The 23192-nt window shown below is 71.2% G+C and carries 24 protein-coding genes; 20 read left to right on the forward strand and 4 right to left on the reverse strand.

Annotated features, from left to right (window positions below; translation table 11 throughout):
• Positions 1–6 precede the first annotated feature (6 nt).
• Positions 7–333: a hypothetical protein gene (locus tag ABD191_RS13190; RefSeq protein ID WP_344080883.1), complete on the reverse strand. Its 327-nt coding sequence runs from the start codon at positions 331–333 to the stop codon at positions 7–9.
• Positions 334–654: 321 nt separating this feature from the next.
• Here ABD191_RS13190 and folP point away from each other — a divergent pair, with 321 nt between their 5' ends.
• The 8 genes from folP (at position 655) to ABD191_RS13230 (ending at position 6771) form a co-directional block, all read left to right on the forward strand.
• On the forward strand, positions 655–1506 hold the full coding sequence (gene folP, locus ABD191_RS13195) for a dihydropteroate synthase (RefSeq protein WP_344080886.1): 852 nt from the start codon (positions 655–657) through the stop codon (positions 1504–1506).
• The gene (gene folB / locus ABD191_RS13200; RefSeq protein WP_344080889.1) at positions 1503–1868 is read left to right on the forward strand and encodes a dihydroneopterin aldolase; all 366 of its coding nucleotides are present in this window, start codon (positions 1503–1505) and stop codon (positions 1866–1868) included. Before folP ends, folB begins: the two co-directional genes overlap by 4 nt.
• Positions 1865–2383: a 2-amino-4-hydroxy-6-hydroxymethyldihydropteridine diphosphokinase gene (gene folK / locus ABD191_RS13205; RefSeq protein WP_344080892.1), complete on the forward strand. Its 519-nt coding sequence runs from the start codon at positions 1865–1867 to the stop codon at positions 2381–2383. The genes folB and folK overlap by 4 nt, the downstream gene beginning before the upstream one ends.
• Before the next feature lie 10 nt (positions 2384–2393).
• On the forward strand, positions 2394–2930 hold the full coding sequence (locus ABD191_RS13210; RefSeq protein ID WP_344080895.1) for a DUF3180 domain-containing protein: 537 nt from the start codon (positions 2394–2396) through the stop codon (positions 2928–2930).
• 192 nt (positions 2931–3122) lie between these two features.
• Positions 3123–4268 (forward strand): ABC transporter permease, encoded by a 1146-nt coding sequence (locus tag ABD191_RS13215; protein ID WP_344080898.1) that lies wholly within the window; start codon positions 3123–3125, stop codon positions 4266–4268.
• Positions 4269–4296: 28 nt separating this feature from the next.
• Positions 4297–4593: a hypothetical protein gene (locus ABD191_RS13220; RefSeq protein WP_344080901.1), complete on the forward strand. Its 297-nt coding sequence runs from the start codon at positions 4297–4299 to the stop codon at positions 4591–4593.
• Positions 4594–4634: 41 nt separating this feature from the next.
• Complete coding sequence (locus ABD191_RS13225) at positions 4635–5102, forward strand: hypothetical protein (protein ID WP_344080904.1); 468 nt, start codon at positions 4635–4637, stop codon at positions 5100–5102.
• Positions 5103–5211: 109 nt separating this feature from the next.
• Positions 5212–6771 carry a hypothetical protein gene (locus tag ABD191_RS13230; protein ID WP_344080907.1) on the forward strand — a complete coding sequence of 520 codons (1560 nt, stop codon included), beginning with the start codon at positions 5212–5214 and terminating at the stop codon, positions 6769–6771.
• A 1-nt stretch (position 6772) separates the two neighbouring features.
• Here ABD191_RS13230 and ABD191_RS13235 read toward each other — a convergent pair whose 3' ends face one another.
• Positions 6773–7921: an NADH-quinone oxidoreductase subunit D gene (locus ABD191_RS13235; protein ID WP_344080910.1), complete on the reverse strand. Its 1149-nt coding sequence runs from the start codon at positions 7919–7921 to the stop codon at positions 6773–6775.
• A 60-nt stretch (positions 7922–7981) separates the two neighbouring features.
• A complete protein-coding gene (locus tag ABD191_RS13240) occupies positions 7982–8911 on the reverse strand; it encodes an SAM-dependent methyltransferase (RefSeq protein ID WP_344081162.1) in 930 nt (309 codons plus the stop codon).
• Between the two features lie 139 nt (positions 8912–9050).
• On the opposite strand from ABD191_RS13240, the gene ABD191_RS13245 reads away from it, so the two are divergent.
• The 9 genes from ABD191_RS13245 to ABD191_RS13285 are packed head-to-tail and all read left to right on the forward strand — an operon-like array spanning position 9051 to position 17424.
• Positions 9051–9935: a Rossmann-like and DUF2520 domain-containing protein gene (locus ABD191_RS13245; RefSeq protein WP_344080913.1), complete on the forward strand. Its 885-nt coding sequence runs from the start codon at positions 9051–9053 to the stop codon at positions 9933–9935.
• Positions 9932–10756, forward strand: a complete 825-nt coding sequence (gene panC / locus ABD191_RS13250; RefSeq protein WP_344080916.1) for a pantoate--beta-alanine ligase — start codon at positions 9932–9934, stop codon at positions 10754–10756. The genes ABD191_RS13245 and panC overlap by 4 nt, the downstream gene beginning before the upstream one ends.
• A complete protein-coding gene (panD, locus tag ABD191_RS13255) occupies positions 10756–11205 on the forward strand; it encodes an aspartate 1-decarboxylase (RefSeq protein WP_344080919.1) in 450 nt (149 codons plus the stop codon). The genes panC and panD overlap by 1 nt, the downstream gene beginning before the upstream one ends.
• Positions 11206–11256: 51 nt before the next feature.
• Positions 11257–12168: a septum formation family protein gene (locus ABD191_RS13260; RefSeq protein ID WP_344080922.1), complete on the forward strand. Its 912-nt coding sequence runs from the start codon at positions 11257–11259 to the stop codon at positions 12166–12168.
• A gap of 5 nt (positions 12169–12173) precedes the next feature.
• Complete coding sequence (locus ABD191_RS13265; protein ID WP_344080924.1) at positions 12174–13061, forward strand: septum formation family protein; 888 nt, start codon at positions 12174–12176, stop codon at positions 13059–13061.
• 59 nt (positions 13062–13120) lie between these two features.
• Positions 13121–14041 (forward strand): septum formation family protein, encoded by a 921-nt coding sequence (locus tag ABD191_RS13270; protein ID WP_344080927.1) that lies wholly within the window; start codon positions 13121–13123, stop codon positions 14039–14041.
• A gap of 49 nt (positions 14042–14090) precedes the next feature.
• Entirely contained in the window at positions 14091–15731 is a 1641-nt protein-coding gene (locus tag ABD191_RS13275; protein WP_344080929.1) for an L-aspartate oxidase, read from the forward strand.
• A 46-nt stretch (positions 15732–15777) separates the two neighbouring features.
• Positions 15778–16659: a carboxylating nicotinate-nucleotide diphosphorylase gene (gene nadC / locus ABD191_RS13280; RefSeq protein WP_425560717.1), complete on the forward strand. Its 882-nt coding sequence runs from the start codon at positions 15778–15780 to the stop codon at positions 16657–16659.
• A gap of 3 nt (positions 16660–16662) precedes the next feature.
• Entirely contained in the window at positions 16663–17424 is a 762-nt protein-coding gene (locus ABD191_RS13285) for a type III pantothenate kinase (RefSeq protein ID WP_344080934.1), read from the forward strand.
• Between the two features lie 19 nt (positions 17425–17443).
• On the opposite strand, the gene ABD191_RS13290 is transcribed toward ABD191_RS13285, so the two are convergent.
• Positions 17444–18199 carry a class I SAM-dependent methyltransferase gene (locus tag ABD191_RS13290; protein WP_344080937.1) on the reverse strand — a complete coding sequence of 252 codons (756 nt, stop codon included), beginning with the start codon at positions 18197–18199 and terminating at the stop codon, positions 17444–17446.
• A gap of 128 nt (positions 18200–18327) precedes the next feature.
• Here ABD191_RS13290 and lysS point away from each other — a divergent pair, with 128 nt between their 5' ends.
• From lysS to ABD191_RS13305, 3 genes are all read left to right on the forward strand, one after another.
• Positions 18328–19845: a lysine--tRNA ligase gene (lysS, locus tag ABD191_RS13295; protein WP_344080940.1), complete on the forward strand. Its 1518-nt coding sequence runs from the start codon at positions 18328–18330 to the stop codon at positions 19843–19845.
• 126 nt (positions 19846–19971) lie between these two features.
• The gene (locus tag ABD191_RS13300; RefSeq protein ID WP_344080943.1) at positions 19972–20328 is read left to right on the forward strand and encodes a histone-like nucleoid-structuring protein Lsr2; all 357 of its coding nucleotides are present in this window, start codon (positions 19972–19974) and stop codon (positions 20326–20328) included.
• A 319-nt stretch (positions 20329–20647) separates the two neighbouring features.
• Positions 20648–23185 (forward strand): ATP-dependent Clp protease ATP-binding subunit, encoded by a 2538-nt coding sequence (locus ABD191_RS13305; protein WP_344080946.1) that lies wholly within the window; start codon positions 20648–20650, stop codon positions 23183–23185.
• Positions 23186–23192 lie beyond the last annotated feature (7 nt).

Raw genomic sequence — 23192 nt, forward strand, 5'->3', positions numbered from 1 at the left:
GGTGGCCTACTTGAACAGCAGCGAGACGAGACTCTCGCCGACGAAGAAGAGCGTCGCGGCACCCGCGATGAACGCGAGACCCACGATGGCGATAGCGGAACTCGTCAACACGCGCGACATTTCGCCCTTACCGGCGCGGCTCAGGAAGATCACGCCGAGTACAGCCAGAAGAATCGGAGTGATCTTCGTGGCGAGAAAGGTGAGGACGCCGTCGGTGTTGATTTCCTTCGGTTCCGGCGCAAACGGGACATTTATCAGCTCAGCGTAAGCGGGAATGCTCGCAGAGTGAGCGAGCTGGTCCCACGCCACCTGGGCGAGTGTGGTGACAATCATGGTTAGACCTCCCCGGTGCATGTGCGCCCAGCCTCTCGGAAAATCCGCCCGAGTGGAACCAGGTGCCGCCTTCCTAATGCACCGATCCGCGTCGAAGGTGCCTGCACTACCCGCCCGCTGGACAGAATATTGCAGCCCGTGCCTCCCCGTCACGTATCAGCCTCGCCGCGAAGGTTAGCCAGCCGGTCGGCGGCAGCCAAATGCCCAGGTCGCGCCCATCCGAACAGGTGTCCACCCAGCGGGATCGGACAATCTCTCAACGCGGACGAAACGGCACCTCCCGTGCCCAGTCGCAACCGGTCGACCCGTAACGTCTGTGTGGTGACTGTCCCGTTCAGCGCCGTCCCCCTCCGCCGCTCACGGTGTCCGGTCGTGTTGGGCGTGCTCAACGTGACGCCGGACAGCTTCTCCGATGGTGGACGGTATGCGGATCTGGAGGCGGCCGTCGCACATGGCGTGCGAATGCACACAGAAGGGGCAAGCCTCGTCGACGTCGGGGGTGAGTCCACCCGCCCGGGGGCCGGCCGGGTCGACGCCGCCACCGAGACCGCCCGCGTCCTGCCCGTGATCTCCGCACTGAGCGCGGCCGGCGTGCCCACGAGCATCGACACCACCCGCGCCGAGGTCGCCGCCGCCGCGCTCGCGGCCGGGGCCAGCGTGGTCAACGACGTGTCGGGCGGCCTCGCCGACCCGGGCATGGCCCGCGTGGTCGCCGACGCCGGCTGCCCGTGGATCCTCATGCACTGGCGCGGGCACTCGCGCACCATGCAGCAGCTCGCCGTCTACGACGACGTGGTGGCCGAGGTGCGCGACGAGCTGCGCCAGCGGGCCGACGACGCGCTCGCCGCCGGCGTGGCGGCCGACCGCATCATCCTCGACCCCGGTCTCGGGTTCGCCAAGACCGCCGAGCACAACTGGCGCCTGCAGGCCCGCCTCGACGAGATCATCGGGCTCGGGTACCCGGTGCTGGTGGGCGCCAGCCGCAAGTCGTACCTCGGCCGGCTGCTCGCGGACGCCGCCGGCGAGCCGCGCCCGGTCGACGGACGGGAGGCCGCGACGGTCGCGGTCACCGTGCTCGCCGCCGCCGCCGGCGCGTGGGGCGTACGCGTCCACGACGTCCTCGGGTCGGTGGACGCCCTCAAGGTGTGGCGCGCGACGGAGGACGCCCGATGAGTGATGTGATCACGTTGACCGGGCTCACGGCCCGCGGGCGTCACGGGGTCTACGAGTTCGAGCGCGAGCAGGGGCAGGACTTCGTGGTCGACGTGGTGCTCGCCCTCGACCTCGCGCCGGCGGCCACGTCGGACGACGTGGCCGACACCGTGCACTACGGCGAGCTGGCCGACCGGCTCGTGGAGATCATCGAGGGGGACCCGGTGAACCTCATCGAGACCCTGGCCGGCCGGCTCGCCGACGCCTGCCTGGCCGACCCGCGCGTCGGCACCGCCACGGTCACGGTCCACAAGCCGCAGGCGCCCATCGCCCACGCGTTCACCGACGTGGCCGTCACCCTCACCCGGGGACGGCCGGCGTGAGCCGGGCGGTGCTGGCCCTGGGCAGCAACCTCGGCGACCGGGAAAAGAACCTGGAACTGGCCGTCGCCACCCTCGGCGAGCTGGTGCGCGTCGTGTCCGGGGTGTACGAGACGCCGCCGTGGGGCGACCCCGACCAGCCGCCGTACCTCAACGCGGTCCTCATCGCGGAGGACGGCGACGAGAACCCGCACGCCTGGCTCACCCGCGCGCGGGCGTGCGAGCGCGCGGCCGGGCGTGAACGCGACCCCGAGCGGCCTTTCGGCCCCCGTACGCTTGATGTTGATGTCATCGCCGTCTGGGGCGGCGACGGGCAGCCGGTGATCTCCACGGACCCCGAGCTGATCCTGCCGCACCCGCGTGCCCACCTGCGGGCCTTCGTGCTGCGCCCGTGGCTGGACATCGAGCCGTTCGGCCTGTTGCCGGGGCACGGCTTCGTGTACGAACTGATCAACGAGCAGCCCGCCGCGGGCGACGTCGCCGGGCTGACGGCCCGGCCGGATGTCGCGCTGGGGTAGCCTGCGAGCAATGAGTACGCGCGAGCCAGGCAAACCACCCTCCGATGCCGGGCGGCCGAACGGCTCGCCACAGCCCTCGTTGCGCCCGACCAGCCCCGGCACCCTCGTCGTCGCCGGCCTGGCGTCGGCCGCACTGGCGTGGATCGTCATCAACCGCTTCTACGGCGACCTGCCGAGCCTCAACTGGTTGCCCGGCGTGACGCTCGCGGCGCTCGCCGTGGTCGAGGCCGTGGCGGCGCGCAATACAAAGGTGCGCATCGACCGCAAGCCCGGTACGCCCCGGGTGGACCCGCTGCTGGTGGCTCGCTGGGTGGTGCTCGCCAAGGCGTCGTCACTGGCCGGCGCGATCTTCGGCGGGGCGTACGGCGGGGTGGCCGTCTGGGCCCTCATCGAGCGCGGCACGCTGCGCGTCGCCGACGAGAACCTCATGCCGGCCATCGCCGGCCTCGTGGGCGGATTGGCGCTGGTCGCCGCCGCACTGTGGCTCGAACACTCGTGCCGGGTGCCACCGTCGCCGGACGACGAGGAATCGACGCACACCCCATAACGCCGCAGGGCTGTCGCACGTTGGCCTGGGGCGGTACCGTGCGAGCCGAGCGAACCTGGAGAGGCGTACATCATGTCGTTCGACGACGGGGCGCAGCAGCCCTACCGGCCCGCGCCTGTGCTGCCCCTTGGCGCACCCGTCAGTCCAGCGGAGAACGACAACACCCTCACCCTCCCCCGAAGGGTGCCACCCATGCCCCAGACTCCGAACCTCGACTACGTCTTCGACGACCCCGCCGACGGCGAGCCCGGCCGCGACCGGCTGCTCGTGCACGTCCTGTGGGAGGTGGTGCTGGCCCTGTTCGTGGGCGGCCTGGCCTACCTGCTGCTGCGCGAGAACTCCTCGGCGTTCTCCGGTGACTCGCTGCGCGGGCTGCTCCTGCAGGGCAGCGTGCTGGGCGCGATCGCGGTCGGCAGCGCGGTGGCGCTGCGCGCCGGCGCGGTCAACCTCGCCGTCGGTCCCATCGCGGCCGCGGCCGCCCTCTACTACGCCCAGAACGCCTCCGGCGGCCTGGCCGGCTCCCTCGGCGTCGCGATCGCGGTGGGCGCCGGCGTCGGCGTGCTCATCGGCGTCGCCGTGGTCGGGCTGCACGTGCCCGCCTGGGCCGCGAGCCTCGGTGCCGGCCTGGGCCTGCTGGTCTGGATGCAGGCGCAGGAGACGCTGAGCTTTGTCAGCGCGTACAACCCGGGCCCGCACGCGGGTTACTGGTTCGGCGGCGTGTGCGCGCTGAGCGTCTTCGCCAGCCTGATCGGCCTCGTGCCGGCGGTACGCCGGCTGGTCGGTCGGTTCCGCCCGGTCAGTGACCCCGCCGACCGGCGGGGCGCCGTGGCCGGCGTGGTGACCGTGGTCGCGCTCGCCGGGTCGAGCGCGCTGGCCGCGCTGGCCGGCGTGCTGATGGCGTCGAGCAGGGGCGTGGCCGGGCCGTCGGACGGCCTGCTGCTGACCGCCCTCGGCGTGGGCATCGCCCTGCTCGGCGGCACGAGCGCGTTCGGCCGCCGGGGTGGCGTCTTCGGCACGGTGCTCGCCGTGGCGCTGGTGACGATCGGCATGGCGTACACGCGCCTGATCGGGCTGGGTTGGGGCGACGCGGCCTTCGCGGCGCTGGGCATCGGCGTGGGTCTCGTGGCCACCCGCCTGGTCGAGCGGTTCGGCCGGCCGGAGCTCGACGACTACGCCGAGAGCGACGACGTGTGGACCACCAGCCCGGCGACCCAGCCGGCCAGCCAGGGCACGTCGCCCGACCTGTGGTCGTCGCCGCCGTCGCAGACGACCTCGTGGTCGGCCCAGCCGGGCGGTACGTGGGGTGGCACGGACGCGTGGGGCACATCCACCCGTTAAAGATCGGCGTCGTGGGTATGGTGTGACCATGGCCGACGAATCCGGTAGCACCGCGCTCCACGGGCTTTCCACTGAGGAGCTGCGGGAACGGGCGTTCGCCCTGGCGCGGGAGCGGCGCGACGTGAAGTTCTTCTGGTCGCTTTTCCAGCACCTGCCCACCGCCGACGACGCCGAGGCGCTCGACGGGTCGCCGTCGGCGATCGGTGGCACGATCGACGACGCCCTGGAGCTGTGGCGGCAGTTCACGGGCCATGGGCTGGGCGAGACGGAACCGTTGCTGCGGGCGAAATTCGTCGACTACCTGACCCAGCACTCAACCGAATAGCCGATAGGCCTGAGTCCGGTCAGCCATGGGTACTTAGTGGCATGGCCATCTTCACGCGTGCCCGTACGGCCACCAGTTCGGGCACACTCGCGATCATCGTACTGGTGCTGGCCTTCGGTAATCAGGCGTACACCGAATGGGCAGCACGGCATGCGCAGGGCGACAACACGTGGGACCTGTTCCTGCGTACGCTCGCCTGGCCGGCGTGGGCGTTCAGCGGCAAGGACGTGCTCGCGCACGACCTGCGGGCACTACTGCTGATCATCTTCGTTGCGGCGATCATCGGCGTGGCCGCCAATGGCGTGACGGCGGGCGCGGGCGCGTTCTTTCTGGGTTGGTTCGCGGTGATACTCGGGGCGGCACTCGCCGCGATGCTCACCGCGTTCCTCACCCGGGACGCGTCGCTCTACAGTGCGATTCTGGCTGCGGCGAACGCCGCGGCCTACGGCCTCATCGTCGGTTGGATCGTGGGCATCGCGACCTCAGCCGGCCGCAAAGCGGCGGGATAGCCAGTCCGCCGCGACACCACAGCGGTGCCCCGGTCGCTGCACTGGGTCGGGGCACTCGCCTGACGTCGGCGGCTTCACATGACCGGCGACCCTGAGTAACCTCTCACCCATGCCGGTCACCGTTTCCCAGCAGGACCAGCGCGGGGCACGGCCGCTCGTGATCTTGTTCTGGAGCGGGGTGGGCCTCGCTCCCCTCGCAGCGCTTTTGTTCCTGGTCGGAGTCACGAGCCTCGGCGGAGTGCTCGCCGTTCTCACGATGGTCCTGATCGGACTGTCGATCACCTTGCGTCGTGACTCGGATTCGGTGCGCATCGAGCTTCAGGAAACTCTCCTCGGCGAGCTTGACCAGCTTCGCAACGACGTGCGGGACGACATGGCGACCGCCGCCCGCAACACCCACCGCACGCTCACCGAGCGGATCAACGTGCTGACCGAGACCGTGGAGCGGGTGCGCAACCAGGCCGAGGGCATCGAGGCCGTCCGGGTCCAGCTCCAGCAGTTGCGCGTCCAGGTCGAGGAGCTGCAGAGCCGCCCGGCGCAGCAGGTCAGCGCCGTCCCCCAGCAGCGCCAGGCGGCGGCGCCGCCGGGCGCCCCCGGCGTGGTCCGCACCGAGACCGTCGAGGTCACCCGCCGCACCATGACCGTCGAGGGCGAGGAGCGCGGCACCGTGTACGGCTCGCGCAACGCCGAGGAGCCGGTCAGCTCCGGCGCGCGTCGCGGCGGCGGCCGTCGCCGCGCGGCCGACGAGGACTTCGAGGACTGGGACGACAGCAACCCGCGCTGGACCCCGGGCGCCCGCGGCGAGCGCCAGCAGGACTGGGATGAGCCGCCGCAGTCGTGGCGGGCCGAGGAGTGGCACGAGCCCACGGGCGGCGGCCGGCGCCGTCGGGAGACCGACAGTCGCGCCGATCGACAGCGCGACGCCGTGGTCGAGGGCCAGTGGGAGGGCACGGCGCACGGCGACCGGTGGGCCGCCGTCCGCGCCGATGAGCACGGCCGCGAGCTGCGCGTGGGCGAGCACCGCAGTTCGGTGCGCAGCGACGCGCACGGCACGGAGATGCGTGTCGAGGACCGCTGGGCGGCCGTCCGGCGCGCCGAGCGCGAGGGCAGCCACGGCGTGCCGCAGCCGACCTGGGTGCCGCCCCGCGAGGCGGGCCCCGCCCCGCGGGCGCTGCCCGCGTCGCGCGGGGAGTCGCCGCAGGCGTACACGGGCGGTGGCCGGCGGGCCGCGCCCGACCCCGAGTGGGAGCGGGGCGCCGACCCCGAGTGGGAGCGGGGCGTACGCGAGCGGCGCGAGGAGCGCGACCAGACAGAGGGCCGCACCGCCCGCGAGTCCAAGCTCGTACGGGCGCACCGCGACGCCGACGCGCGCGAGCACCGGGACGGCCGGTTGGAGGAGCGCGAGGGCGGCGGCCGCCACGAGGGCCGGCGTCGCGCGAGCGGCGACGCGGCACCGCGCAGCCATCGCAGCAACGGTCGCGACCGCGACCGCGAGGACCACCAGCACGTCGGCGCCGAGTACGACTGGAGCCCCTTGCAGGACTTCGGCGCGGTCGAGGACGACGACGAGTGGGGCGGCGAGCCGAACAGCGGCGGCGGCGCCTACACCGGCGGGAGCTGGTCGGTGCCGCGCCAGCGGGCCGCCGAGGAGTACGACCGCTGGCGCTGAGCTACTTGTCGATGTCGCCGACCACGAAGAACATCGAACCCAGGATCGCGATCAGGTCGGCGACCAGGCAGCCCGGCAGCAGCGTCGACAGCGCCTGCACGTTGGCGTAGGACGCGGTGCGCAGCTTCATCCGCCAGGGCGTCTTGTCGCCGCGCGAGACCAGGTAGTACCCGTTGATGCCGAGCGGGTTCTCCGTCCACGCGTACGTGTGACCCTCGGGCGCCTTGACGACCTTGGGCAGCCGCACGTTCACCGGCCCGCGCAGGGTGTCGACCCGGTCCAGGCACGCGGCCGCCAGGTCCAGCGACGCGTACACCTGGTCGAGCAGGCACTCGAACCGCGCGTGGCAGTCCCCGGTCGTCCGGGTCACGACCGGCACGTCCAGCTCGCCGTAGGCCAGGTACGGCTCGTCGCGGCGCAGGTCCAGGTCGAGGCCCGACGCGCGGGCGACCGGGCCGGAAGCACCGTAGGCGGCCGCGTCCGCCGCGGTCAGCACCCCCACGCCCACCGTCCGGGCCAGGAAGATGTCGTTGCGCCGGATCACGTTGTCCAGGTCGGCCATGCCCGCGCGGACGGAGTCGACCGCGTGCCGGGCCCGGGTCGTCCACCCGGCCGGCACCTCCTCCTTGAGGCCGCCGACCCGGTTGAACATGTAATGCATCCGGCCGCCGGAGACCTCCTCCATCACGGCCTGCAGGGTCTCCCGCTCCCGGAACGCGTAGAACATCGGCGTGATCGCGCCGATCTCCAGCGGATAGGACCCGAGAAACATCAGGTGGTTGAGCACCCGGTTCAGCTCGGCGAGCGCGGTGCGCAGCCACACGGCGCGCTCCGGGACCTCCATGCCCATGAGCCGCTCGACGGCCAGCACGACGCCCAGCTCGTTGCTGAACGCCGACAGCCAGTCGTGCCGGTTGGCCAGGACGATGATCTGCCGGTAGTCGCGGACCTCGAACAGCTTCTCCGCGCCCCGGTGCATGTAGCCCACGATCGGCTCGGCCGAGACCACCCGCTCGCCGTCGAGCACGAGCTTCAGGCGCAGGACGCCGTGCGTGGAGGGGTGCTGGGGGCCGATGTTGAGCACCATGTCGGCGGTGTCGAGCCCCGCCCCGGTCCCGACGGTGACCTCACGCAGCGCGTCCGTGCTCACCCGAGCATGGTAGTCCCCGGCGTCGCGCCCGCCCGCACCCAACGCGTGACGTTGGGGTCGCTACCGCGGGCGAAGGAGATCCGGCGGCGACACGCCCACGCCGTGCAGGAGCCAGTAGTGCGAGCCCAGCCCGCCGGGGTCGGTCAGCTCCGCCGCCAGCGACGCGGCCGACAGGGCACGGACGTAGCCGGCCGGATCGGTGCTGGCCAGGCTTATCGGTGGTCGCCGTCCGTCGGCCCCGAGCGCCCGGAGCGCCTCGCTCTGCCGCATGAGTACGGCCGGAGCGCGCCCGACCGCCGCCGCTACGGAGTCGATCGCCACGTGGGCGGTGATGTCGCAGCTGCCGTCCGCGACCGGGGCCACCTGCCGGCCCGCGCGGTAGCCGGTGAGCGTGCCGGACGCCGGGCGTTCGCCGGTGACGTGTCCATAGTCGACCGCCAGCGCGAGGCCGCTGGTCAGCCGGGACACGGCGGCCGCCCAGGCGAGATCCCGGGTCCGCCCGACCTCGGCCGGGCCGTCCCCCGGCCACCAGCGGGCGAGCCAGGCGGCGTCCTCGGGTGCGACCGGGTCGCCCAGCGTGTCGTCGACACGCACGTAGCGGCCCTCGCGGACGACGTCCAGCGGCACGTTGTCGAGCCACTCGACGGCCGTGAGCAGGCCGGTCACCGAGTCGGGCAGCCGGTCGGTCCAGGCGATGTCCGCCGGCAGGTCGCCCGGGCGGGGGGCCAGCTCCACGGCCACGAGCCGCAGCCGCTCGCGCAGCGCGGGTGGCGCGGTCGCGCGTACGCCCAGCAGAAGCTCGCCGCGGCCCGCACCGACATCGACAAGATCGACCACCGGGGGGTTGTCGAGCGCCGCGTCGAGGCTGGTCAGAAGCGCGAGTACGGCCGTGAGGAACGGGCCGGAGGCGTGACTGCTCGTGCGGAAGTGGGCGGCCGGGCCCGCGCCGGTGGTGAAGAAGCCGGCAGGGCCGTAGAGCGCCTGTTCCATCCCGATCCGCCAGGTTGGGGCTGCTGGGGTCACCCGGCCAACCTACGCGGTGAAGATCCCCACAATGTGTTTCGAGAAGGCGTCGAGGGTACGCATACTGGACACGACCGGTACCCACCTTCGAGGACTGGATCGATATATGAGGGCCCTGTCCGTGGGCATCATCGGCGCCGGCCGGGTCGGCGCCACACTGGGGGCCGCGCTCATCCGCGCGGGCCATCGGGTCGTTTCCGCGGCGGCCGTCTCGGTCGCCAGCCGCGACCGCATCCGAAGCTACCTGCCCGACGCCGAGATCCGGCCGGCCGATACGGTCGCCGACGGCGTTGATCTTCTGCTGCTCGCCGTTCCGGACGACGCCCTGGCCGGGCTGGTGGCCGGGCTCACGGAGGCGGGCGCCATCCGCCCCGGCCTGGTCGTGGCCCACACCTCCGGCGCGCATGGCACGGCGGTGCTCGCCCCGGCCACGGCCGCCGGCGCCCGCCCGCTCGCCCTGCACCCGGCGATGACCTTCACGGGCCGGGCCGAGGACCTCGACCGGCTCGCGGGCATCTCCTTCGGCGTGACCGCCCCGGCCGACGTGCGGCCACTGGCCACCCGGCTGGTCGCCGACCTCGGCGGCGTGCCCGAATGGATCGACGAGGCCGATCGGCCGCTCTACCACGCGGCCCTCGCCCATGGTGCCAACCACCTGGTCACGCTCGTCAACGAGGCGATGGACCGGCTGCGCGACGCCGGCGTCCTGCACCCCGAGCGGGTGCTCGCGCCGCTGCTGCGCGCGGCGTTGGACAACACCCTCTCGTACGGCGACGCCGCGCTCACCGGACCGGTGGCCCGCGGCGACGCCGGCACCCTGGCCGGACATCTGGCCGTGCTGCGGCAGACCGCGCCGGAGAGCGTGCCGGCGTACGTGGCCCTGGCCCGGCGCACCGCCGACCGGGCCATCGCGTCGGGCCGCCTGCCCGCCGCCGACGCCGGCGACCTGCTGGGCGTCTTCGCGGACAACGCCTCGGAGGTGCCGGCATGAAGGTTGTCTCGAAGCGGTCGGACCTGGCGGCCGCGCGTGGCGCGCTGACCGGGCGGGTCGCCGTCGTCATGACCATGGGGGCCCTGCATGAGGGGCACGCGGCGCTGTTGCGCGCGGCCCGCGCGGAGGCCGACCACGTCATCGCGACGATCTTCGTGAACCCGCTGCAGTTCGGGCCGAACGAGGACCTCGACAAGTATCCCCGCACGCTGGCGGCCGATCTGGACCTGTGCCGGGAGGTCGGGGCCGATGTCGTGTTCACCCCGGCGCCGGACGAGATCTACCCCGACGGGGCGCCGGCCACCCGGGTCACCGGCGGCCCGCTGGCCGCCCTGCTGGAGGGCGCGAGCCGGCCCGGCCACTTCGACGGGATGCTCACGGTCGTGCTGAAGCTGCTGCACCTCACCCGGCCGGACGTGGCGTACTTCGGGCAGAAGGACTACCAGCAGTTGACACTCATCCGGCAGATGGTGCGCGACCTCGATCTGCCCGTGGAGATCGTCGGCGTGCCGACCGTCCGCGAGCCGGACGGGCTGGCCCTGTCCAGTCGCAACCGGTACCTGTCGGCGGAGCAGCGGACGGCCGCGTTGGCCCTGTCGGCGGCCCTGCGCGCGGGCGCGGCGGCGGCGCGGGCGGGCGTGGACGTCCTGGGCGCCGCGCGCGCCGTCCTCGCCGCCGAGCCCGGCGTGGTGCCGGACTACCTGGAGCTGACCGACCCGGCGCTCGGCCCGGCGCCCGCGCACGGCCCCGCCCGCCTGCTCGTGGCCGCGAAGGTCGGCACGACCCGCCTCATCGACAACCTCGCCGTGGAGATCCGCTGATGTTTCTGCGCACGATGCTCAAGTCGAAGATCCACCGGGCCACGGTGACGCAGGCCGACCTGCACTACGTCGGCTCGGTGACCGTGGACGAGGACCTCATCGACGCGGCCGGTCTGCTGCCGGGCGAGCAGGTCGCGATCGTGGACGTGACCAACGGGGCGCGCCTGGAGACGTACGTGATCCCGGGTCCCCGGGGCACCGGCGTGATCGGCATCAACGGTGCGGCGGCGCGCCTCGTGAGCCCCGGCGACCTGGTCATTCTCATCTCGTACGCGCAGATGGACGACGCCACGGCGCGGTCCTTCGTGCCGAGCGTCGTGCATGTCGACGCGCACAACCGGGTGATCGACATCGGCGGCGACCCGGCCGCCGCGGTCGAGGGCATGGTGGGCGATCTCGCGCGTGGTGACGATCTGGCAACGGGGGCCGCCGACGGGGCCGCGCGCTGAGTCGTACTCACATATGCTGCCGCTCTTTGAGGAGATCAGGGAGATGGTGGCATGCGGCGACGGGGGCGGCTGGGGGCGGTGGCGGCAGCGGTTCTGCTGGCGCTGACGCTCGGTGCCTGCGGCGTGAAGACCGCTGGTGACGCGGACCTGACCGGCGACTGGGCGATCCTGCCCGAGGCGAAGGTGCCGCCGCCGGCCAACAGCGTGTGCCGCGACGGCAGCGCGACGACCGTCGACTGGGAACTGGACGTCTTCGACAGCCCGCCGATGGCCTGCACGACCGCGCATGTCACCGAGACGTACTACGTCGGCACGATCACGGACAAGAAGACCGTGGCCCTCGACGATCCGCCCGGTGCCGGCGAGCCGGAGTTCAAGTCCATCTACCAGACCTGTGTGAAGAAGGCCGCGGACTTCCTCGGCGGCGACTACCACCGGGCCCGGGTGGCCGTCGTACCGGTGGTGGCCACGGACACCCAGTGGCAGGCCGGCGCCCGGTTCTACCGCTGCGAGCTGCAGGAGGTCCTGGCCAACCGCAAGCTCGTCAAGCGCAACTCGTCGGCCCGCGACGGCCTGCGCGGCAAGAAGCCGCTCGCCATCGGCTGCGCCAACAACAAGGTCGACAGCTCCGACCAGATCACCTCGTTCGCGTGGATCAGCTGCAGCAAGCCGCACACGATGGAGTTCACCGGCCTGTACACGCACAAGGCCGGCAAGTTCCCCAGCGAGAAGACGTTCTACGACAGGGCGTCCGCCGGCTGCCTCGCCGTGGGTACGGTCTACACCGGGCACAGCGTGTCGCAGATGCAGGCGACCGGCGGGTTCCAGTGGATCTTCTCGGGCTCCGATGACGCGGAGACACTATGGAACATGGGCGACCGCACCCACCGCTGCTATCTGGGGGCGTACCCGCAGAAAAAGCGGACGGGCTCCATCAAGGGAAAGCTGCCGTCCCAATGGTGAGGCGGGTGGTGGCCCTCCTCGCGGCCGCGGCGGCGCTCGCGCTGGGCGGCTGCGCGGCCGTGGCCGGCGACGGCGATCTGACCGGCGACTGGGCGATCCTGCCCAAGGCCCAGGTGCCCGTGCCGGCGTCGGGGGTGTGCCGGGCGAACATCATGAGCGAGAAGTCGATCGACTGGGACCTGGCCCTGTTCGTGGCCCCGCCGGTCGACTGCAAGACCAGGCACGCCACCGAGACGTACTACGTCGGGAAGATCACGGACGCTAAGGCCGTCAAGTCGACCTCCCCGCCCGAGTACGGCGACGCGGCGTTCAAGACGGTCTACACGAACTGCGCGAAGCAGGCGACGAAGTTCCTCGGCGACGACTACCACGACGCCCGCGTCTTCATCGCCCCCGTGCTGCCCACCGACCTCGAGTGGCGCGGTGAGGCGAGGTTCTACCGCTGCGAGATGATCGAGCTGGCCGCCGACGGCGAGGGCATCGCGGAGCGCGCCGCGTCGCTCAAGGACGGCCTGCGCGGCAAGCGGCCGGCGGCGGTGCAGTGCGTGAACTACTCCGACGAGGGCGACCACGTCGAGGACCTGCGCTTCGTCCCGTGCGCCAAGCCGCACCTGGCCGAGTACACCGGGACGTACATGCCCAAGGACGGCAAGTTCCCGGGCGAGGACAAGGCCTCCGATCGCGGCGCCGCCGGCTGCCTCGCGGTCAGCGCCCGGTACGTCGGCATGACGGTCGCCGCGCTCGACGCCGTGGGCGGTTACCAGTGGATACACGACGGTACGAGCGAGGGCCTGTGGAGCATCGGCGAGCGAGGCGAGCGGTGTTATATGGGGTCGTACCCGGGCAAGAAGCGCACCGGGTCGATCAAGGGTAAGTCGCCTTCGCGGTGGTGAGCTGACGTAGGACCCCTCACGTATGCTCGGCAATTCGAGCTGATCGTGGGGAGGGCGGCATGCGGCGAGGCAGGCGAAGGCTGGTGGCCGGGGTCGTGGCGGCGCTGGCACTGTCGCTGGCCGGCTGCGGTGGCGCGGCCACCGTCGGCGACGGGGATCTCGGCGGCGACTGGGCGCTCCTGCCGGAGGCGAAGGTGCCCACCCCGGACGCCGGGGTGTGCCGGCCGAAGACCGGCGACGACAAGGTCGTCGACTGGACGCTGGCCGCCTTCTTCGCCGAGCGGCCCGTGCCGTGCACCCAATCGCACGTCACGGAGACGTACTACGTCGGCAAGCTGCCCGCCTCCCAGAGCGACAGGACCTCGCCGCCCGACCCGGGCGACGCCGGCTTCAAGTCCGCGTACACCAGCTGCGCGAAGCAGGCGAACACGTTCCTGGGCGGGGACTTCCACGACGCCCGGGTGTCGATCGTGCCCGTGCTGCCGCTCGAGCACGAGTGGCAGGGCGGCGCCCGGTGGTACCGGTGCGAGATCGTGGAGATCTCCGACACACTGGAGAAGATCGTCGCCCGTACGGGCTCCGCGAAGGACGGGCTGCGCGGTTCGAAGCCGCTCGCCATCACGTGCGCCAACGACACGCTCACGGACGACAAGAAGTACGTCACCAACATCGCGTTCATCGCGTGCGCCAAGCCGCACTACATGGAGTACACGGGGACGTGGCTGCCGGGCGACGGCAAGTGGCCCGGCAAGGACGCGCAGGCCACGGCCAAGAGCAGGAACTGCTACCGGCTCGGCGCGGAGTACCTCGGCATGACCGCGAGCGAGCTGGACAGCACCGGCGGCATCGCGTGGGACACCTGGGGCGGCAGCGAGCTGATGTGGAGCGTCGGCGACCGCGGCGTGCGCTGCTTCCTCGGCGACTACGACCGCAAGAAGCGCACCGGCTCGATCAAGGGCAAAAAGCCCAGCGAGTTCTGACGATGGGGCCGCCCGATGCCGGCCGGGGCGGATGGCTGAGGATAGGCCCATGTCGCAGACCACGCTCGCGCGCCGGCTCGCCGCCCCCGAGCCCGGCTGGGCCGAGACCACGGACGTCGTGGTCGTCGGCTCCGGGATCGCCGGGCTGACCTGTGCCCTGCACCTGCGCGAGGCGGGACTGCACGTCACCGTCGTGACGAAGGTCAATATCGACGACGGCTCCACCCGCTGGGCGCAGGGCGGCATCGCCGCCGTACTCGACCCGCTCGACACCCCGGCCGCCCACGCGCAGGACACGATCGTCGCCGGGGTCGGCCTCGGCGACCGCGCCGCGATCGACGTTCTCGTCACGGAGGGCCCCGCCCGGGTCCGCGAGCTGATCCGCTGGGGCACCCGGTTCGACCGGCACGAGGACGGGTCGCTCATGCTGACCCGCGAGGGCGGCCACCACGCCAACCGGATCGTGCACGCGGGCGGCGACGCCACCGGGGCGGAGGTGCAGCGCGCCCTGCACACGGCCGTACGCCGCGATCCCTGGATCCGCCTCATCGAGCACGCCCTCGTCCTCGACCTGCTCACCGACGCCGACGGCCGGGCCTGCGGCATCACCCTGCACGTTCTCGGCGAGGGCAGCGAGGACGGCGTCGGCTCGGTGCTCGCCCGGGCGGTCGTGCTGGCCACCGGCGGCATGGGCCAGGTCTTCGCGGTCACCACGAACCCGTCCGTGTCCACCGGGGACGGGGTGGCGCTCGCGCTGCGGGCCGGCGCCACGGTGACCGACGTGGAGTTCGTCCAGTTCCACCCCACGGCCCTCTACCTGGGCGCCGAGGGCCGGCGCGCGGCCCAGCAGCCGCTCGTCAGCGAGGCGCTGCGCGGGGAGGGCGCCCACCTGGTCGACGCCGACGGCAAGCGGTTCATGCTCGGCCAGCACGAGCTTGCCGAGCTGGCGCCGCGCGACGTGGTCGCCAAGGGCATCCACCGGGTCCTGCTCGCCACGGGCGCCGACCATGTCTTCCTCGACGCCCGGCACGTGCCCGACCTGACCACCCGGTTCCCCACGATCACCGCGTCGTGCCTGGCCGCCGGCGTCGACCCGACCACCGACCTCATCCCGGTCGCGCCCGCCGCGCACTACGCCTCCGGCGGCGTACGCACGGACCTGCGCGGCCGCACCTCCATCCCCGGCCTGTACGCCTGCGGCGAGGTCGCCTGCACGGGCGTGCACGGGGCCAACCGCCTCGCCTCCAACTCCCTGCTGGAGGGCCTGGTGTTCAGCCGGCGCATCGCCGACGACGTGGCCGCCGACCTGCCTCCGCAGGCCGACCCCGTGCCGGTCGAGGTCGCCGAGGCCTGGGCCGTCGACGACGCGGTCAAGGATCCGCTGCAGCGCGCCATGACCCGGGGCGCCGGGGTGCTGCGCAGCGCCGGCTCGCTCGCCGCGACGGGCGCCGCCCTCGCCGAGCTCAGCGCCACCCGGGCCCGGGCCAACAACGCCACCTGGGAGGCGACCAATCTCGTCACCGTGGCGAGCGCCCTGGTGGCCGCCGCCACCGCGCGCGAGGAGACGCGCGGCTGCCACTGGCGCGAGGACCACCCGAACGCCCGGGACGAGTGGCTCGGCCACCTGCTCGCGGGCGTGGACAGCACCGGAGCACTGACCGAAACCTGGGAGCCGATGTCCCATGACTGAACCGACCCGTCGCGCCAGCCGCCACGCCGCTCCCGAGCTGGAGCAGCTGGCCCCGGAGACGATCGCCGAGCTGGCTACCGCCGACCTCGACCCGGTGGCCGTCACCGCGATCGTGAGCAACGCGCTCGCCGAGGACCTCGGCGACGGCGTCGACGTGACCAGCGCCGCGACCATCCCCGCCGAGCAGACCGACACCGCCGAACTCGTCGCCCGCGCCGACGGCGTGCTGGCCGGCCTCGCCGTGGCGCGTGCGGTGTTCGACCTGGCTTCCGGGCGTACGCTGCGATTCTCGGAGAAGGCCCACGACGGCGGGCGAGTGGTTCGCGGCGATGTGCTCGCCGTGATCAGCGGCCCGACGCGGGCGCTGCTCACCGCCGAGCGGACGGCGCTGAACCTGCTGTGCCGCATGTCCGGGGTGGCCACTCACACGCGGGCCTGGGCCGACGCGCTCGCCGGCACCGGCGCCACCGTCCTGGACACCCGCAAGACCACGCCGGGACTCAGAATCCTCGAGAAGTACGCGGTCCGCGCGGGCGGCGGCACGAACAAGCGCATGGGCCTGTACGACGTCGCGATGGTCAAGGACAACCACAAGCTCGCGGCCGGTGGCGTCGCGGCGGCGTACGACCGGGTGGTTTCCGCGTTTCCGGGCGTGCCCGTCCAGGTGGAGGTCACGACCGTCGCGGAGGCCGTCGAGGCGGTCGATGCCGGGGCGACCTTCCTGCTGCTGGACAACATGGCGCCCGCGTTGCTGCGCGAGGTCGTGGCGGCGGTCGGGGGCCGCGCGGAGCTGGAGGCCACCGGCGGACTCACCCTCGCCGGCGCGCGCGAGTACGGCGGGACGGGCGTGAACTACCTGTCCGTCGGGGCGCTGACCCACTCCTCGCCTATCCTCGATATCGCCCTTGACCTGCGACCGCGAGCGTGATCCATGCTGTTGTGCATCGACATCGGTAACACCAACACGGTGCTCGCCACGTTCGTCGGCGACACACTCGTGCACAGTTGGCGGGTCAAGACGGACGCCCGCAACACCGCCGACGAGCTGGGCCTGCAGTACCGGGGGCTGCTCGCCGCCGAGCAGGTGCCGGTCACCGGCATCGCGGCCTGCTCCACGGTGCCGGCGGCGCTGCGCGCGCTGCGCACCATGCTGACCCGGTACTACCCGGACGTGCCGACCGTCGTCGTCGAGCCGGGCGTGAAGACCGGCGTGCAGCTCGCGATCGACAACCCCAAGGAGGTCGGCACCGACCGGGTCGTCAACACCCTGGCCGCGCACACGCTGTTCGGCGGACCGTCCATCGTCGTTGACTTCGGAACGTCGACGAACTTCGACGCGGTGTCGGCGCGGGGGGAGTTCCTCGGCGGCGTGCTCGCCCCGGGCATCGAGATCTCGGTCGACGCGCTCGCGGCCCGCGCCGCCCAGCTGCGCAAGGTGGAGCTGGTCAAGCCGCCGAAGGTGATCGGTAAGAACACGGTCGAGTGCCTGCAGGCCGGCGTGGTGTACGGGTTCGCCGGTCAGGTCGACGGCGTGGTCCGCGCGATGACGGCCGAACTCGGCTCGGTGACGGCCGTGGTCGCCACCGGCGGCCTGGCGCCCGTCGTGCTGGAGGAGTGCGCGACGGTGACCCATCATGAACCGGCCCTGACCCTGGTCGGGCTCCGCCTGATCTTCGAGAAGAACCAGCCGTAGCCCGTTGCGCGGGGTCGGGTCAGCGGCGCGTGGCGCGGAAGGCCGTTGTCACGTAGGGCAGCGGGAACTCCTCACGCTCCCGCAGGTCGGGGTGGTCGGCGACCAGGGCCCGTACCTGGTCGTCGAGTTGCCCGCGCAGGTGGGGTGACGCGGTCAGGTAACGCGAGCGGCTGTGCATGAGATCGAGCAGGCCGGCGGCGGTCTGCTTCGCCTCATGGGCGAAGCTGGCGTGCTCGACCGTGGTGAACAGCGGCCCGAACTGGATGCTGTCCGGGTCGGAACGGCGCCGGCTCACGTGACGGCGTCCTGCGGGCCGGTCGGCCCCCTCGATGATCTCGGCGTATTCGGCCACCCACGGCACCGACTCGTCGCGGTCGTTCCAGATCGCCGCGAAGGTGCCACCGGGCCGGATGACGCGACCGATCTCCGTGAGCGCGCGCTGGGGGTCGAACCAGTGGTACGACTGGGCGGCGACCACGCCGTCGACGGATCCATCGGGCAACGGAATGGACTCGGCCGCCCCGCCCAGCGCGGTGATGCCCGGGCTGGCGGCCAGCAGGCGGGCCCGCATGAGGGAGTCCGGTTCGACGGCGGTCACCTCGTACCCGAGGTTGACCAGGACCCGCGTCATGATTCCGGTGCCCGCGCCGAGGTCCACGATCCGCCGGCCGGCGCCGTCGAGCGCCCAGCGCAGAGCCTCGGCGGGGTACGTGGGTCGGATGCGGTCATACAGTTCGGCCGCGGTACCAAATGAAAGCGCTGGCTCATTCCCCATGCCGAGCACTATGCCGGATACACAGGTGAGCGGCTCGGACGCATTGAGTAGGCTCGGGCGGACGCATTCCGTATCGTGCCCGGCTGTCCCGTCGTGATGCCGGCCACGTCGCCGAGAAAGAGCCCCCGATGACCGAAGAGTCTCCTGTCACCGCGCCCGAGGACGACCTGCCGGAGCAGATGCGGGTCCGCCGGGAGAAGCGGGCGGCTCTGCTGGCCGACGGCGAGGCGTACCCGGTGTCGGTGAACCGTACCCACACTCTGGCCGAGCTGCGCGCCGCGTACGCGGACCTGCCGACCGACACGGCCACGGGCGACAAGGTGTCGGTGACCGGCCGGGTCATGTTCGTCCGCAACACCGGCAAGCTCTGCTTCGCCACGCTGCGCGAGGGGGACGGGACGGAGCTGCAGGCGATGCTGTCGCTGGACCGGGTGGGCGCCGACGCGCTGGACCGGTGGAAGCGGCTCGTTGACCTTGGCGACCTGGTCGAGGTCTCCGGTGAGGTGATCACGAGCCGGCGCGGCGAGCTGTCCGTGCTGGCCGACACGTGGGCGATGGCCGCCAAGTCGCTGCGGCCCCTGCCAGTGGCGCACAAGCCGATGTCGGAGGAGGCCCGGGTCCGTCAGCGGTACGTGGACCTGATCATGCGCCCGCAGGCCCGTGACATGGTCCGTACGCGCGCCGCGGTGGTCCGCAGTCTCCGCGACTCTTTCCACGGGCGCGGCTTTATCGAGGCCGAAACTCCGATGCTGCAGCTGTTGCACGGCGGCGCGGCGGCGCGGCCCTTTGTTACGCACAGCAATGCCCTCGACACCGATCTCTATCTCCGTATCGCCCCGGAGCTCTTTTTGAAGCGCTGCGTGGTGGGTGGCCTGGAGAAGGTCTTCGAGATCAATCGGAATTTTCGGAATGAAGGCATGGACTCCACCCATTCCCCGGAGTTCGCCATGCTGGAGGCGTACGAGGCGTACGGCGACTACAACACGATCGGGGAACTGACGCGCGGCATCGTCCAGGAGGCGGCGCTCGCGGTCGCGGGTTCCCTCGTCGTGCGCCACTACGACGGCACTGAATACGACCTCGGCGGCGAATGGTCCACGATCACGCTGTACGGTTCGCTTTCCGAGGCGCTCGGTGACGAAGTGACGCCGGCCACCCCGATGGCGACATTGTTGCGCTATGCGGAAAAGCACGGGGTCGCGGTGGATCCGTTGGCTGTGAAGGGCCACCTCGTGCCGGGCAAGCTCGCGGAGGAACTGTTCGAGGCGCTTGTCGTCCCCGGGCTGCTCCGGCCGACTTTCGTGCGGGACTATCCGGAGGACACCACGCCGCTGACGCGGGCCCACCGCAGTGCGCCCGGTGTCACCGAGAAGTGGGATCTGTACGCCTGTGGATTTGAGCTCGCGACGGGATATTCTGAACTGGTCGATCCGGTGGTCCAACGTGAACGCTTTGTGGCGCAGTCGCTACTGGCTGCTAAGGGTGATCCCGAGGCGATGCAGTTGGATGAGGACTTCCTGCGCGCGATGGAATACGGTATGCCCCCTGCCGGCGGCATGGGAATGGGCATCGACCGCTTGCTGATGGCCCTGACGGGCCTTGGGATCCGGGAGACTATCCTCTTCCCGCTCGTCCGCCCGGAGTAACGCCGGGGGAGTAACAGTTTCCCTAGAGTAATGGCGCACCTCGTCAATTCGGGTTATCTTTCAGTCGCGAATGCAAAACGGCACAGCGAACGATGTGCACCCTCGGTGCATTGGAAGGACTAGGACGTGGCTAAGGAGACCGTGGTCAAGCTCATCGATGACCTCGATGGGACTACCGCTGACGAGACGGTGAAGTTCGGTCTGGACGGGGTTTCCTACGAGATAGACCTCTCGGAGAAGAACGCCCATAAGCTTCGCGAGTTTCTTGCCCCGTATGTTGAGAAGGGCTCGCGGTCGGACCGTCGTCGGGCGGTGACCATCGGCGGTCGCAGTGCCACCGCCCGAGGCCGCGGTGCGGCTGCCGAGCGGGAGCAGAACAAGGCCATCCGCACCTGGGCGCAGCGCAAGGGGATCTCGGTGGCGCCCCGCGGCCGGATCAAGCAGGAGATCGTCGAGCAGTACCACAAGGAAGCCGGGCGCTGACGCTCCGGTGATCGTGGGCGGCGGCGTGATTGCGGTCACCCGCCCCCCGCGATCGTGAACATATCGCGTCGCCGGTTTGTTGACATGTTCGCTGTGCGCGTACCGGTTCGATCTTCACGGGTGATGGTGTGGCGGACAAAACCCTACAAAACGGGTGCGTTTGCCGCCCGTTTGGGTGATAAGTCCGATTCGATCAGCCCGATGCGGTGCGCGAGCAAGACGGCAGCGTCCATTCACCGCGTGGAGTCGTCCTCTGTCGGAGATAGAGTGTTGACATCCACAGCGCGGTGCTTTGCCGGCACGTGAGGAGCACGAGCGAATGTTTGAGAGGTTCACCGACCGGGCCCGACGGGTGGTCGTCCTGGCGCAGGAAGAAGCCAGGATGCTCAACCACAACTACATCGGTACGGAGCACATCCTGCTCGGCCTCATCCACGAGGGTGAGGGCGTGGCCGCGAAGGCCCTGGAGAGCCTCGGGATCTCTCTGGAGGGCGTGCGGCAGCAGGTCGAGGAAATCATCGGCCAGGGCCAGCAGGCGCCGAGCGGGCACATCCCGTTCACGCCGCGGGCCAAGAAGGTGCTGGAGCTCAGCCTCCGTGAGGCTTTGCAGCTCGGGCACAACTACATCGGCACCGAGCACATCCTGCTCGGGCTCATCCGCGAGGGCGAGGGCGTGGCCGCCCAGGTGCTGGTCAAGCTCGGCGCCGACCTCAACCGGGTGCGCCAGCAGGTCATCCAGCTCCTCTCCGGCTACCAGGGCAAGGAGCCGGCCGCGGCCGGCCCCGGCGCTGGGACCGAGGCGGCGCCGTCGACGAGCCTCGTGCTCGACCAGTTCGGCCGCAACCTCACCCAGGCCGCCCGGGAGGGCAAGCTCGACCCGGTCATCGGGCGCGAGAAGGAGATCGAGCGGGTGATGCAGGTGCTCTCCCGCCGCACCAAGAACAACCCGGTGCTCATCGGCGAGCCGGGCGTCGGCAAGACCGCCGTCGTCGAGGGCCTGTCCCAGGCGATCGTCAAGGGCGAGGTCCCGGAGACGCTCAAGGACAAGCAGCTCTACACGCTCGACCTGGGCGCGCTGGTGGCCGGCTCCCGCTACCGCGGTGACTTCGAGGAGCGCCTCAAGAAGGTGCTCAAGGAGATCCGCACCCGGGGCGACATCATCCTGTTCATCGACGAGATCCACACGCTCGTGGGCGCCGGCGCGGCCGAGGGCGCGATCGACGCGGCGAGCATCCTCAAGCCGATGCTGGCCCGTGGCGAGCTGCAGACCATCGGCGCCACCACCCTCGACGAATACCGCAAGTACGTCGAGAAGGACGCCGCCCTGGAGCGCCGCTTCCAGCCGATCCAGGTGGGTGAGCCGTCGTTGGCCCACACCATCGAGATCCTCAAGGGCCTGCGCGACCGTTACGAGGCCCACCACCGGGTGAGCATCACCGACGCGGCGCTCGTGGCCGCGGCGACGCTCGCCGACCGCTACATCTCCGACCGGTACCTGCCGGACAAGGCGATCGACCTGATCGACGAGGCCGGCGCCCGGATGCGCATCCGTCGCATGACCGCGCCGCCGGACCTGCGCGACTTCGACGAGAAGATCGCCCAGGTGCGCCGCGACAAGGAGTCCGCGATCGACGCGCAGGACTTCGAGCGGGCCGCGCAGCTGCGTGACAAGGAGAAGCAGCTTCTCACGCAGAAGGCGCAGCGGGAGAAGGAGTGGAAGGCCGGCGACCTCGACGTCGTGAGCGAGGTTGACGACGAGCAGATCGCCGAGGTGCTGGCCAACTGGACCGGCATTCCGGTCTACAAGCTCACCGAGGAGGAGACGGCCCGCCTCCTGCGCATGGAGGACGAGCTGCACAAGCGCGTCGTCGGCCAGGAGGACGCGGTCAAGGCGGTCTCCAAGGCCATCCGGCGCACCCGGGCCGGCCTGAAGGACCCGAAGCGCCCGTCCGGCTCGTTCATCTTCGCCGGCCCGTCCGGCGTCGGTAAGACGGAGCTGTCCAAGGCGCTCGCCGAGTTCCTCTTCGGCAGTGAGGACGCGCTCATCCAGCTGGACATGAGCGAGTTCCACGACCGGTACACGGTGTCCCGCCTCGTGGGTGCCCCGCCCGGGTACGTCGGCTACGACGAGGGCGGCCAGCTCACCGAGAAGGTCCGCCGGCGTCCGTTCTCCGTCGTGCTCTTCGACGAGATCGAGAAGGCGCACCCGGACGTGTTCAACACGCTCCTGCAGATCCTGGAGGACGGTCGCCTCACCGACGGTCAGGGCCGCATCGTGGACTTCAAGAACACGGTGATCATCCTGACGACCAACCTGGGCACCCGCGACGTGGCGAAGGCGGTGTCGCTGGGCTTCCAGACGTCCAACGACGCCGACTCGAACTACGAGCGGATGAAGCAGAAGGTCAACGACGAGCTCAAGCAGCACTTCCGGCCTGAGTTCCTCAACCGTATCGACGACACGATCGTGTTCCACCAGCTGCAGGAGGACCAGATCCTCGGCATCGTGGACATCATGGTGTCGCGCATCGAGACCCAGCTCCGCAACAAGGACATGGGCCTCGAGCTGACCGAGAACACGAAGAAGTGGCTGGCGAAGAAGGGCTGGGACCCGGTCATGGGTGCCCGTCCGCTGCGCCGGACCATCCAGCGCGAGATCGAGGACTCGCTCTCCGAGCGCATCCTCTTCAACGAGCTGCGGCCCGGCCAGATCGTCGTCATCGACACCGACGGCGACCCCGCCGACATCGAGAAGACGAAGCTCGTCTTCAACGGCGCCGACAAGGGCGAGACGCCCGACGCGGTGCCGGCCGCCCTCGGCGGCGCCTCCGATGTCGCGGGTACCGCGGCTGAATAGACAGGTA

Source organism: Luedemannella helvata, assembly GCF_039528415.1.
Taxonomy (GTDB): domain Bacteria; phylum Actinomycetota; class Actinomycetes; order Mycobacteriales; family Micromonosporaceae; genus Luedemannella; species Luedemannella helvata.